The organism is Streptococcus parasanguinis (assembly GCF_032163505.1).
Classification (GTDB): domain Bacteria; phylum Bacillota; class Bacilli; order Lactobacillales; family Streptococcaceae; genus Streptococcus; species Streptococcus parasanguinis_V.
Genome location: NZ_CP134147.1, coordinates 1,613,112 through 1,625,531 on the forward strand (window position 1 = coordinate 1,613,112; position 12,420 = coordinate 1,625,531).

The following is a 12,420-nucleotide window of genomic DNA, read 5'->3' on the forward strand; positions in this document are numbered from 1 at the left end:
TTCTTATTCTTCACCTGTATAGTCACGAGGAATCCGATCACTCAAGAGACAGACCACTTCATAATTAATGGTCCCACGGTAATCTGCAACCTCTGTTGCCGTAATTTCTTTTTCTCCATCTCGGCCAATTAGGGTAACCTTGGTCCCCAGAGGCAATTCTTCTGGAAGGCGAACAGTAATCTGGTCCATCGAAACGCGACCAACAATGGGACAATAGTCCCCCTTAATCAGCACATGAAAGTTTTGCATCTCTCGGATCCAACCATCCGCATAGCCGATAGGAATCGTCCCGATCCATTGGGGTTCTTCTGTCGTATAGGTTGCTCCGTAGCCAATATCTTGACCAGCTTCTAATTGTTTCACATGAACTAACTCACTCACCAAACTCAAGGCTGGCTTGATTTCATAAGGCAAGGCTAACACAGATCCGCTCGGATTCAAGCCATACATGACATCTCCCAAGCGCACAGCTGTGAAAATCGTATCCGCATGCCACAAAGAGGTGGCAGAATTACTCGCATGGACAATAGGAGGAAGGGTTTCAAGAGCAGCCAATACTTCTTTGAAAAACTGGTATTGCGCTTGAAATTTTCGATCATCTGCCTCATCTGCTGTCGCAAAATGAGTAAAGATCCCTTCAATCTCAGCTCCAGCTGCTAAGAGGAGGCGTTCAGCCTCTTTGATCTCTTCGATCCTTCGGAATCCAATCCGCCCCATTCCTGAATCCACCTTGATATGGACCTTCAATCCTGAAAGATCTGCTTCTTGTCCAAGCAATTGGTCCAACCAAGCAAGACTAGCCACCGTTAAGCGGATGTCATGCTCTTTGGCTAGATTCACTGTTTCACTTGGCACAACTCCCAAAATCAAAAGAGGGTGTTGCAAGCCTTCTTCACGGATTTCAAGGGCTTCATCCATATTGGAAACACAAAAACCATCTACCTGAGGTGCCAATTTTTTGGTCACCGCAACAACCCCATGACCATAGGCGTTGGCCTTGACGACTGCATATTTCAAGGCTTGACTCGGAATATGTTCACTGACTTGTTGCACATTAAAGGCAATGGCATCCAAATCGACTCTTGCAACCGTTGGTCTATGTTTACTTGCTTTCATTTTCTTCCTCCAAAATGACACTGGTCGACACTAGATCTCCCTTATGACTGATCGAAATCCATACCTTCCCAGAAAAAGGAGACTTGGAAAAATAGGGAGCTCCATGGGCATCATTTAAAATCTCTAAATCTTGAAAACCAACCGGTCCAATCCCTGTTCCCATTGCCTTCGAAAAGGCTTCTTTGGCGGACCATCGGCCCGTTAAATATTCCATCTTCCGTTTTCCAGACAATTCCTCAAAGCGCTCTCGCTCAGCCTCGGTTAAGACTTTTTCAGCGAATCGGGTATTCTTCTGATAGGCTTTTTCAATCGCAGCGATCGATTCGATATCGATGCCATGTCCTTTGATCATCTTGTTTTATCCTTATTTATCGTTTCAATATCGTTTTACTGACAAAAGAGAAGGGGCTAAAGAATCACTCCTTCCGCCCCTGCCTTTTACTTATTCATCGTTGCAATTTCTTTGACCAAGGCCTGTGTTTTTTCCCAACCCAGGCAAGGGTCTGTGATGGATTGACCATAAACCACTGGTTCATTTTGACGGCCATCTTCTAGATAAGATTCAATCATGAAACCACGAACTAAAGTTGCCAAATCCTTGTTCCAAGCACGGTTCATCATGGTTTCTCTCACGATGCGTACTTGCTCTTCGAATTGTTTGCCAGAATTGTCATGGTTGGTATCCACCAGGATGAAGGGATGTTGCAAGCCCATTTCGCTATAGCGTTTTGCTGCCGCTAGCAAATCTTCATAATGGTAGTTTGGAACATTCTTACCACTTGCATCCAAGCCTCCACGAAGGATCGCATGGGCTAAAGGATTTCCTGATGTTTCCACTGCTTGGGCATTGAACAAAAAGTTTTGGGGATGTTGGGCTGCATAAATCGCATTGAACATGACAGAAAGATTTCCAGAAGTTGGATTCTTCATGCCTGTCGGAGCAGAGATCCCACTAGATACAAAGCGGTGCTCCTGGTCTTCAACTGAACGCGCTCCAATGGCATGATAAGAAATCAAATCCTCAACATACGGAAGACTTGCTGGATAAAGCAACTCATCCGCAGTTGTCAAACCAGTTTCTGTAATCACACGGTAGTGGAGATGTCGGACCGCTTTCAAACCGTCCACAAAGCTTGGTGCTGCATGTGTATCTGGTTGGTGCATCAAGCCTTTATAGCCATCCCCATTGGTCCGAGGCTTAGCCGTATAGACCCGCATCACAATGAAAATCTGATCTTTGACTTGCTCTTGTAAGTCTGCCAAGCGACGGGCATAGTCCATCACAGCTTCTTCATTATCAGAAGAGCAAGGCCCGATCACAAGAAGGATCCGTTGGTCTTCTCCTTTGATAATAGCTTCCAATTCTCGATCACGCGCTTCTTTACGCTCCAAGGCTGGACCTTCCAAGCGGTAAAGCGAAGTGATCTCTTGCTCATCAATCTTATTGCTCTTCGTAATGAATACCATACGGCCTCCTTATGCTAGCTAGACCCATCCTCTTTCTATTTCAGAGGAGCTCTTAAAATTTACGTCCGTGACAGTTTTTGAATTTCTTACCTGAACCACAAGGGCACAAATCGTTGCGTTTCACTTGTGACAAGTCAATATCTGCTGGAATATCTTGTTGTTGCGCTGCAATGTTGCGAGTCGCAGTTGTTGAAATACTGTGTTCCGTACGTGGACGTTCTTGTTCGTGAATTTGGGCTTTCATCATGAGACGAGTCACATCAAATTCAATCGATCCAATCATATCGTTAAACATACGGAAACTTTCTGATTGGTATTCTACCACTGGGTTATTTTGCGCATACCCACGGAGTCCAACCGCATTTCGCAATTGATCCAAAGCATCGATATGGTCCGTCCACTTGCTGTCCACCACACGAAGGATCAAGACTTTTTGGAATTCTTGCACAGACTCTTCGTCACGCAATTTCGCTACTTGGCTAGCATAGATTTCTTCTGCACGTGCATACAAGTAATCGATAACTTCCTTGTCAGATTTTCCTTCAATATCGCTTGCAGAAATCGTATCTTCCGGAACCAAATTGTATTTGGCAAAGTTCAGAATCGCTTCAACGCGTTCTTCCTTGCTTGAGTGGCTGGCCCCTTCAACAATCCGTTTGATGGTCCGTTTGATCATGGCCTTGATTTCAGGTGCCAAGTCACGGTTAGCTGTGATAACATCATAGCGTTCAGCGTAGATAATTTCCCGTTGTTCCCGCATCACGTCATCGTATTGAAGGACTTGTTTACGGGTATCGTAGTTGTTTCCTTCAACCCGTTTTTGTGCACCCTCTACTTGACGTGTGAACATATTTGAACGGATCACCGATTCTTCTTCGCTCAACTTGAAGCGATCAAGCACTGCTTTGATCCGTTCAGAACCGAAACGGCGCATCAATTCATCTTCAAGAGACAAGTAGAATTGAGATTCACCTGGATCCCCTTGACGTCCTGAACGTCCACGAAGCTGGTTATCGATCCGACGACTTTCGTGACGTTCTGTCCCGATGACACAAAGTCCACCGAGTTCGCGAACACCTTCACCAAGCTTGATATCGGTACCACGTCCGGCCATGTTGGTCGCGATGGTAACAGCACCACGTTGACCAGCGTTCATGATGATTTGCGCTTCTTTGTAGTGGTTTTTCGCATTCAAAACTTCGTGAGGGACACCTGCTTGAACCAACAATTGAGAAAGGTAATCACTGGTTTCAACGGCAACGGTACCTACTAGGACTGGTTGACCTTTTTCATGACGAGACTTGACATCTTCCACAACAGCCTTGAATTTTGATTTCAAGCTTGGGTAGAGAAGGTCTGGATGGTCAATACGAGCAATCGGACGGTTGGTTGGAATTGGAATCACGCGAATGTTATAAATTTCACGGAATTCTTCTTCTTCAGTTTTCCCTGTCCCTGTCATCCCTGACAACTTCTTGTACATACGGAAGAGGTTTTGGTAAGTAATCGATGCAGATGTTTTGGTTTCTTCTTGAACTGGAACACCTTCTTTGGCTTCGATCGCTTGGTGAAGACCATCAGAATAACGACGACCTTCCATGGTCCGACCAGTAAATTGGTCAACGATCAAGATTTCTTGATCTTCGCTGACCACATAGTCGATATCCAAAATCATGATGTAGTTGGCACGAAGGGCGTTGTCGATAAAGTGAGTCAAAGCTACGTTTTCAATATCGTACAAGTTTTCAAGATTAAAGTAGCTTTCTGCTTTATCGATTCCTGAATCAGACAAACCGATGGTTTTAGATGGGACATCGATAATGTAATCGTCCTCTGTCAAGGTCTTCACATAAGCATCCGCCATGTGATAGAGCTGGCTCGTATCAGAAGCTGTCTGACCAGAAACGATCAACGGAGTACGCGCTTCGTCAATCAAGATGGAGTCTACCTCATCGACCAAGGCATAGTTCAATGGACGTTGAACCATGTTTTCTGCACGCACAACCATGTTGTCACGCAAGTAGTCAAAACCAATCTCTGAATTGGTTGAGTAAGTGATATCACAGAGGTAAGCTTCTTTTTTCTCAGCTGGAGATTTTGCTGCAAGGTTGATCCCTACTGAAAGGCCAAGCCATGAGTATAGTTCTCCCATCTCTGTTGCATCCCGCTCTGTCAAGTATTCATTGACGGTGACAACGTGCACCCCTTTGCCAGACAAGGCATTCAAGTATACCGGCATGGTTGCTGTCAGGGTTTTTCCTTCCCCTGTACGCATCTCTGGTACGTCACCATGGTGAAGGACGATTCCCCCCATGACCTGAACCTTGTATGGGAACAAACCAAGAACCCGTTTTGCAGCTTCACGAACAACTGCAAAAGCCTCGTACAAGAGATCATCCAAAGACTCACCATCTTGGTAGCGTTGCTTAAACTCAACTGTTTTCGCTTTTAATTCGTCATCCGTCAAAGCTGCCATTTGGTCTTCATAAGAAAAGACCTTGTCAGCCATTTTTTCAAGGCGTTTGATTTCGCCTCGATCATTTTCAATAATTGTTTTTAATAAATTTGCCATTTTTTTCCTTACTTTGAATTTTTCAAAATCTAAAATGTTCTTTTTATTCTAGCATTTTTTAAACATTTTTTCAAGATCAAGGCTGTATCTTACAAGACTTTCGAGTGGTTTTTTTCGTGTAAGAAAATCCAAAAAGATGCCTGCTCAAGCAGACATCTTTTCTATATACGGTGTTTATTCAGACAAATGGTAAGAATAGCTTGCCACAACCACTTCTTCATGCCAACGAAGTGCATACTTCAATTTCAAACTCATTTGGTTGTGGAGAATATTTTGCCAATGTTTTTTAGGGATAAATTGAGGGACTAAGACTGTAACGGTGTTGCCTTTTTCCTTGGCCTCCTCAGCTACTTTTGAGACAAATTCAACCGTTGGCTGGATAATATCCCGGTAACTGGTCATGACATTTTCAAAGCGAATATGAGGGAAATAACGCTTAAATTCTTCTGCTACCTCAGCGTCTTTAACCTTGGTTTCTTCCGTTGAGACATGCATAGCTATAACATCGTTTCCTAGGCTATTTGCATAACTCATAGCTCCCACACTTACCTGAGTGACATTCCCAACAAGGACAATCACGGTATTGCCCGCATAACTTGTCTTTTCAATCTTACCTCCCAAGCGCAATTGGGCTGCAACTTTATCATAGTGATTACGGATACTCAAGAACATCCAAAGCAAGAGACCAATAATAGGGAAGAAGGGCCAGATCTCACGCAAACGGAATAATAAGAGGATCAAGACAATCCCATAACAGATGGCTGCCCCCAGGATATTGGCAAGCGAATACTTAAGAAATCCTTTTTGATATTGGCGTTTCCAGTGGATCACCATCCCTGTTTGAGAAAGGGCAAAAGGAATGAAGACCCCGATGGTATAAAGCGGAATCAAGCTTTCTGTTTGCCCATCAAAGATCAAGAGCAAAACGATGGCACCAATCGCCAAGGTCAAAATCCCATTAGAATAGCCCAGACGATCCCCTTTTTCCATATACATGTGTGGCATGTATTTATTTTTAGCCATGTTAAAGGCCAACATTGGAAAGGCTGAGAAACCGGTATTAGCCGCAACTGCCAAGATCAAGGCTGTTGATAATTGGAAGACGTAAAAGAAGGCTTGTCCGACTGGGGAATTCCCTAAGATGGCTTGGGCCATTTGGGCTAGAGTTGTTACCCCTTTTGTCGGAACGACACCCACCCAGTAATTGAGGAAGGTAATCCCTGCAAACATGATCCCCAAAATCAAAGCCATGATGGTCAAGGTAGAGGCTGCATTCTTTGCTTTTGGTTTCTTAAAGAAAGGAACCGAATTGGAGATGGCTTCAACCCCTGTTAGTGAAGCCGATCCACTCGTAAAGGCCCGCAATAAGAGAATGACACTAACCCCTGAAATGGTTTGACCCACATGAGCAGTTGCGTTATAGGCCAAGTGACCCGTCAAGATTTGGATCACACCATAGCCGATCAAGGCAATGGTACTGACAATGAACAGATAGACCGGAATCATCAACGATGTCGCTGATTCGCGTAGCCCCCGAAGGTTCATCAGCATCAAAATCAAGACCAACAAAATGGAAATGTGAAGATTATAAGGATGAAGAGATGGAATCGCTGACGTGATGGCATCTGCACCGGAAGAAACAGATACTGCTACCGTCAGCATGTAGTCGACTAAGAGACTACCACCAGCGATCAAACCCGCTTTGGGAGACAAGTTCTCCGTAGTCACCATGTAGGCCCCTCCCCCTTGAGGGTAGGCATGAATGACCTGGCGATAAGAAATCGTTAAACTGGCTAGGAGAACCAGGACCACAATCCCAATCGGAATGGACCACCAAATGGCTCCCGCTGAAACGGTCATCAAGACCAGGATAACTTGCTCTGGACCGTAGGCGATAGAAGAAAGCGCGTCACTAGAGAGCATAGCCAAGGCCTGCATTTTCCCAAGCAATCCGCCTTCACCTTCTGCACCAGATTTCAACGGACGGCCAATAAACCATTTTTTCAATGTTGAAAACATAAAAAACTCCTTGAAAAAAGATCATGAGGCCGGGAGTTCCCTGCCTCTTTTTCATAAAACAGGGGTTATTCTACTCCTTTTTTTCAAGACTGTCAACTAAAATTGTGAAATTTTCATAAAACTTTCATTATGTTCATTCATTCAAGCTCTCTTAGATCAGCCAGCTTCTTTTCAAATTGATCCAAGCAAAAAACGAGGCTGGGACAAAAATCCTAGCCTCTCAATTATTTTTGGATTGTCGAGCAAGACGCAGTGGTTGAGCGGGCTCTACTACGCTGATTTCATCAGCTTTTACAGCCCTACTCAACTGTGCGGAGGTGGGACGACGAAATCGAATTCTAACGAATGACCGATTTCTGTCCCACTCACACTTTTTTATTTTGCTTGATTTTCGACATAAAAGGCAATGACATCCGAAGTGTACTGGGCTGTGCCAACTCCAAACTTGTCGATGTTTTCCTTGAATTCTGGATTATAAACATAGCCTTTGCCGATATGGCCAAAAACTTCTATAGAGCAGTCAAATCCATACGTTCGAATCGCGTCTAAAAGTTTGGCGGCTTGATCTTGGTTTTCATTTGCAGATACGGATAGACCATCTTTGAGATTTTGCGCCAAAGTTTGAAAAACTTGGTTGAAGGCTTCCGTAGCCTCATCTTCACGCCCTTTTTGACGTTCAAGCGCTTGATCCATGACTTCTTGACCGTACTTATCTACCGCCTCTTGCTGGTATTTTTGAGTATCTTGGTAGCTAAATCCAGTAAATTTTTCCTCAATGGTCATTTTTCTTTCTCCTTTTTGTTCTTGAATGGTTTTTTGCAAGGTAGAAATCAAGGTATCCAGACGTTGTCTTTCTTGAGTCAAATAGTCCAACTGTTTGGTCAAATGGGGCAATAAGTTAGATTTTTCTTCGGCTAAGAGTTCTGCTATTTGGTCTAAGGAAAATCCTAGATACTTGTAGTAGAGAATCACCTGTAATCGTTCTAAATCTTCTTGACTGTATGTCCGATAGCCATTTTCAGATTTCACAGGGACGAGAAGTCCTATCTTGTCATAGTGGTGCAAGGTCTTGACAGAGACACCCGACAGCTCTGCAGCTTCTTTGATATGGTACATGATTTCCTCCTTATACTCAATGAAGATCAAAGAGCAAACTAGGAAGCTAGCCGCAGGTTGCTCAAAGCACTGCTTTGAGGTTGTAGATAGAACTGACGAAGTCAGTAACATATGTACGGCAAGGCGACGCTGACGTGGTTTGAATTTGATTTTCGAAGAGTATTACAAGGATAGTATAACCCCTACCCTTAGGTCAGAGTCAAGGCTTAACATAAAAAAGTTTTCAGATAAAAAAGGCTTGAGTTGTTTCACAACTTTTAACTCAAACCCTTTCTTTTTTATGGATGACTTACGATTAATTCTAAACCTTGTCCTTCCAAAGTCCAAGATTCAACATCGCTCGGTAAGATAAAGTGGCTTCCTTTTTGAATAGGATAATCCTTTCCATCTACCGTCAATTTCCCTTCTCCGGCTAAGACGCTCAACAAGCTGTAATCAGCGGTCTTTTCAAAATCAGCTTTTCCAGTCAGTTCCCACTTATAAACGGTGAAGAAATCACTGGCAACCAAGGTGGTCATTCGAAGATCATCGATTACAACTGTATCTGGATGGCTATTGGCAGGCTCACCGATGTTTAACACATCAATTGATTTTTCCAAGTGAAGTTCACGCAAGTTTCCTTGAGCATCCTTACGGTCAAAATCATAAACCCGGTAGGTGGTGTCACTCGACTGTTGGGTTTCAAGAATCAATATTCCAGATCCAATGGCGTGCATGGTCCCACTTGGCACATAGAAGAAATCTCCAGCCTTGACAGGAACTTTTGTCAGCAAGGCATCCCAGTTCTTGTCCTCAATTTGCTGGCGGAGTTCTTCTTTTGACTTGGCATTGTGCCCATAGATAATCTCAGATCCTTCATCAGCCGCAATCACATACCAACACTCAGTTTTTCCAAGTTCTCCTTCATGCTCCATTGCATAGGTATCATCTGGGTGCACCTGTACACTGAGCCAATCGTTGGCATCCAAAATCTTTGTTAATAAAGGAAAGACAGGTTCTTTACGATTACCGAATAATTCCCGATGCTCTTGATAGAGCTGATCCAATCCCATTCCTTCGTATGGACCATTGGCTACTTTAGAAACCCCATGTGGATGGGCTGAAATCGCCCAAAATTCACCGACATGGTCGCTCGGAATTTCGTAACCAAATTCTTCTTTCAGACGAGTTCCTCCCCAAATTTTTTCCTGCATGACTGAATGTAAAAATAATGGTTGTCCCATAATATCCTCCTCGCATTTCATGTTTCTATTATACAAAAAAAAGAAAGTTTTTGAAAGCCCTTTCCATCATTTTCCTCTCTCGCCAGAAACTTCATTTTTGTGTATAATGAAAGGGATGACACTAAAAGAAAACATTATCCAACTGGCGCATTCTATTGGGATTTCAAAAATTGGCTTTACAACCGCTGATGACTTCGCTTATTTGGAAAAATCGCTCCGCTTGGCCGTTGAGGAAGGACGGAATTCTGGATTCGAGCATAAGAATATTGAAGAGCGCATCCAACCCAAATTAAGTCTCTCCTCCGCTAAGACCATCATCTCAATCGCTGTCGCCTACCCCCACAAACTCAAGCAGCAACCTCAAAAAACAGCCTATAAAAGAGGAAAATTCACGCCCAACAGCTGGGGATTAGACTACCATTATGTCCTTCAAGACAAGCTCAACCGCTTAGCTGCTGGGATTGAAGAAATGACGCAAGATTTTGAATACAAGGGCATGGTCGATACTGGAGCACTGGTTGATACGGCTGTCGCCCAACGAGCTGGTATTGGCTTTATCGGAAAAAATGGCTTGGTCATTTCAAAAGAATACGGTTCTTACATGTTTCTGGGCGAATTGATTACCAACCTCGAAATCGAACCGGATCAGCCAGTCGACTATGGTTGTGGAGACTGTCGACGTTGTTTAGATGCATGCCCAACCTCCTGTTTAATCGGAGATGGCTCTATGAATGCCAAGCGTTGTTTGTCCTTCCAAACCCAAGACAAGGGCATGATGGACCTAGAATTTCGCAAGAAAATTAAAACGGTCATCTATGGATGTGACATCTGTCAGATTTGCTGCCCTTATAACAAAGGGCTAGATAATCCCTTAGCAACAGAAATCGATCCTGATCTGGCTCATCCAGAGTTGATTCCTTTTATCGAGCTGTCCAACGGACAATTTAAGGAAAAATTCGGACATGTTGCTGGAAGTTGGCGAGGCAAGAACATCCTCCAGCGCAATGCCATCATTGCATTAGCCAATGCCAATGACCGTTCGGCCATCCCTAAGCTCCTGAACATCATCGAAACTTCACAAAATCAGATTCATATTGCAACGGCTATCTGGTCCTTAGGGCAACTGCTTCGTGAAGTCACGCCGGACCTTGTTGAGCTCTTACGGAATATCAAACATCCGACCGATGCTATCATAGAAGAACGAACTGCTTTCTTTGAAAAATTCGGCATTCAAGCAGATTCACAGCTACAATGAAAAAACACTAAGGTTGTCACCTTAGTGTGAAGGCGTATACAAATTGCTATTTTATACAAATCTATTAACTTCTGTAAAAATAAAAAAATTTATTCGTTAGAATTATTCAATCATCAACTGAAACTTTCCGACGTGAGAAAAGCTCTTGAAACTTAATAGTTTCAAGAGCTCGGGAGTTTTGAGACCTTAGGCTCAAAACTAAGTCATGGAACTTCTTCGAAGTTCGCTGACGTCCGTAGTCACCTAAGGAAAGTTTCTAAAATGACTTTGTCATCAATCTGACACTAAGGTTGTATCCTTAGTGTTTTTTTAGTTCTTTCAAGAAATACCAACTACCCATCTCTACTTGGTTAAAGCAAATCTCACTTGAATAGACTTCCTTGTAACCATTTTTCGTGTAAAAATAGACATTTCCTTTGGTATTGGTATAAAAGGCTAGTTTTTTTCCTTGGATCTCTTCCAAGAAAGGCTCAATTCCTTCTATCATAAAGCGACTGCCATAGCCCTGCCGTTGGTGTTTAGGGGCGACTGCAAGAAGCATCAAATACCAATCAAAATCTACATTTTGCTCCAATTCCTTATCCGTGTCCTCCATAAATTTAAAGTAGGACAACATATTCTTCAAGGAAATAAACTTGAGCAAACCGAATCCCCCATTTAAGAGATAGGCCCGAAAAGGGATCGGTTCCTTTTGCAACAAGGCAACTGCATAAATTTCATCATTTTTTTCTGCCACAAGGCAAATATGGTGCTTAAGAAAAACCTTTACCAGGATGCGCATCATTGCCTCAACAAAGGATGGGTATTGCTTGGGATCCCGAACCAAATCCTTGATAACTTTTAAAAATAGATAGTCCTCAAAGGCTGTACTGGCTACTCGAACCACCTGATCCAGATCTGCTTTTTCTGCTTTTCTGTACTTCATCTTCTCTCCTATTCTAAGTCCACTTTCCAGTATACACTATGATACGCTGTTAGACAAAGGTCAATTTTCAGCAATTTGTTCATTCAAGCCAGCAAAAAGAGTCCTCCCCAGACGAGTCCCAGCCCCCAAGCGACGAGGACATCCTTGGGATAATGAACCCCTCCAAGAACTCGGACAAGGGCTAATAGAAGAGATAGGAGCATCGAGCACATTCCTAGCGGAAGCGACAACTGGCAGACACACATCGAGATAATGGTCGCCGAAAAAACATGTCGGCTAGGAAAGGAATGTCCGGATGAATTCTTTTCTAATAAGGGTTGAATCTCCCATTTCTCATAAGGTCTCGGAACATTGACCCAATGACGAAAGAGGCTAAACAAGACAAAACCCGAAGCAGGGATCCAGATAAAAGGCCAGATGCCTCCCATTGAAGTTTTCTTAAAAAACAGCCAACAAAAGACCAGGCCGTAGATGCCTGGCATCACGAACGTCAAGATTCGATTCATCCTTTGAAGAACCTGCACACGATGTGGCTTTCTCGTAAAAGGCAGGGTTAGCCAACGATAAAATTTCGGATAATCTTGAAGATTGGGCTTCATGTCGGCACTCCTGTCTTTCATCTTATTTTATACTACTAGTATACGCGATCCTAAGAAAGCCTGTCAAGCCAGGCTCTTTTTTTATCCTTTCTTTCTTCTTTTTCACATTAGAAGCGATCTATTTTTGA

General features: G+C 43.3%; 10 protein-coding genes. 1 reads left to right on the plus strand and 9 read right to left on the minus strand.

Going from position 1 to position 12,420, the window contains the following annotated elements:
* Positions 1 to 3: 3 nt before the first annotated feature.
* From alr to manA, 7 genes are all read right to left on the minus strand, one after another.
* Positions 4 to 1,116: an alanine racemase gene (gene alr / locus RIN70_RS08125; RefSeq protein ID WP_195623374.1), complete on the minus strand. Its 1,113-nt coding sequence runs from the start codon at positions 1,114 to 1,116 to the stop codon at positions 4 to 6.
* Positions 1,103 to 1,468, minus strand: a complete 366-nt coding sequence (acpS, locus tag RIN70_RS08130; RefSeq protein ID WP_003005615.1) for a holo-ACP synthase — start codon at positions 1,466 to 1,468, stop codon at positions 1,103 to 1,105. The genes alr and acpS overlap by 14 nt, the downstream gene beginning before the upstream one ends.
* Positions 1,469 to 1,554: 86 nt before the next feature.
* Positions 1,555 to 2,583: a 3-deoxy-7-phosphoheptulonate synthase gene (locus RIN70_RS08135; RefSeq protein WP_049506486.1), complete on the minus strand. Its 1,029-nt coding sequence runs from the start codon at positions 2,581 to 2,583 to the stop codon at positions 1,555 to 1,557.
* Positions 2,584 to 2,635: 52 nt separating this feature from the next.
* On the minus strand, positions 2,636 to 5,155 hold the full coding sequence (secA, locus tag RIN70_RS08140; RefSeq protein ID WP_021153773.1) for a preprotein translocase subunit SecA: 2,520 nt from the start codon (positions 5,153 to 5,155) through the stop codon (positions 2,636 to 2,638).
* Positions 5,156 to 5,329: 174 nt separating this feature from the next.
* A complete protein-coding gene (locus RIN70_RS08145) occupies positions 5,330 to 7,174 on the minus strand; it encodes an APC family permease (RefSeq protein ID WP_195623373.1) in 1,845 nt (614 codons plus the stop codon).
* A gap of 375 nt (positions 7,175 to 7,549) precedes the next feature.
* The gene (locus RIN70_RS08150) at positions 7,550 to 8,290 is read right to left on the minus strand and encodes a MerR family transcriptional regulator (protein WP_049483651.1); all 741 of its coding nucleotides are present in this window, start codon (positions 8,288 to 8,290) and stop codon (positions 7,550 to 7,552) included.
* Between the two features lie 278 nt (positions 8,291 to 8,568).
* Positions 8,569 to 9,513 (minus strand): mannose-6-phosphate isomerase, class I, encoded by a 945-nt coding sequence (gene manA, locus RIN70_RS08155; protein ID WP_003005297.1) that lies wholly within the window; start codon positions 9,511 to 9,513, stop codon positions 8,569 to 8,571.
* A gap of 115 nt (positions 9,514 to 9,628) precedes the next feature.
* On the opposite strand from manA, the gene queG reads away from it, so the two are divergent.
* Positions 9,629 to 10,768 (plus strand): tRNA epoxyqueuosine(34) reductase QueG, encoded by a 1,140-nt coding sequence (gene queG / locus RIN70_RS08160; protein ID WP_070665525.1) that lies wholly within the window; start codon positions 9,629 to 9,631, stop codon positions 10,766 to 10,768.
* Positions 10,769 to 11,066: 298 nt separating this feature from the next.
* Here queG and RIN70_RS08165 read toward each other — a convergent pair whose 3' ends face one another.
* Both RIN70_RS08165 and RIN70_RS08170 read right to left on the minus strand, forming a co-directional pair.
* Positions 11,067 to 11,693: a GNAT family N-acetyltransferase gene (locus RIN70_RS08165; RefSeq protein ID WP_049487923.1), complete on the minus strand. Its 627-nt coding sequence runs from the start codon at positions 11,691 to 11,693 to the stop codon at positions 11,067 to 11,069.
* Between the two features lie 83 nt (positions 11,694 to 11,776).
* Positions 11,777 to 12,292, minus strand: a complete 516-nt coding sequence (locus RIN70_RS08170) for a phosphatase PAP2 family protein (protein WP_070665527.1) — start codon at positions 12,290 to 12,292, stop codon at positions 11,777 to 11,779.
* Positions 12,293 to 12,420 lie beyond the last annotated feature (128 nt).

Bases quoted from the DNA above. Each gene is read 5' to 3' on its own strand.
- alr (WP_195623374.1), bottom strand. From the start codon at position 1,116: ATGAAAGCAAGTAAACATAGACCAACGGTTGCAAGAGTCGATTTGGAT.
- acpS (WP_003005615.1), bottom strand. From the start codon at position 1,468: ATGATCAAAGGACATGGCATCGATATCGAATCGATCGCTGCGATTGAA.
- RIN70_RS08135 (WP_049506486.1), bottom strand. From the start codon at position 2,583: ATGGTATTCATTACGAAGAGCAATAAGATTGATGAGCAAGAGATCACT.
- secA (WP_021153773.1), bottom strand. From the start codon at position 5,155: ATGGCAAATTTATTAAAAACAATTATTGAAAATGATCGAGGCGAAATC.
- RIN70_RS08145 (WP_195623373.1), bottom strand. From the start codon at position 7,174: ATGTTTTCAACATTGAAAAAATGGTTTATTGGCCGTCCGTTGAAATCT.
- RIN70_RS08150 (WP_049483651.1), bottom strand. From the start codon at position 8,290: ATGTACCATATCAAAGAAGCTGCAGAGCTGTCGGGTGTCTCTGTCAAG.
- manA (WP_003005297.1), bottom strand. From the start codon at position 9,513: ATGGGACAACCATTATTTTTACATTCAGTCATGCAGGAAAAAATTTGG.
- queG (WP_070665525.1), top strand. From the start codon at position 9,629: ATGACACTAAAAGAAAACATTATCCAACTGGCGCATTCTATTGGGATT.
- RIN70_RS08165 (WP_049487923.1), bottom strand. From the start codon at position 11,693: ATGAAGTACAGAAAAGCAGAAAAAGCAGATCTGGATCAGGTGGTTCGA.
- RIN70_RS08170 (WP_070665527.1), bottom strand. From the start codon at position 12,292: ATGAAGCCCAATCTTCAAGATTATCCGAAATTTTATCGTTGGCTAACC.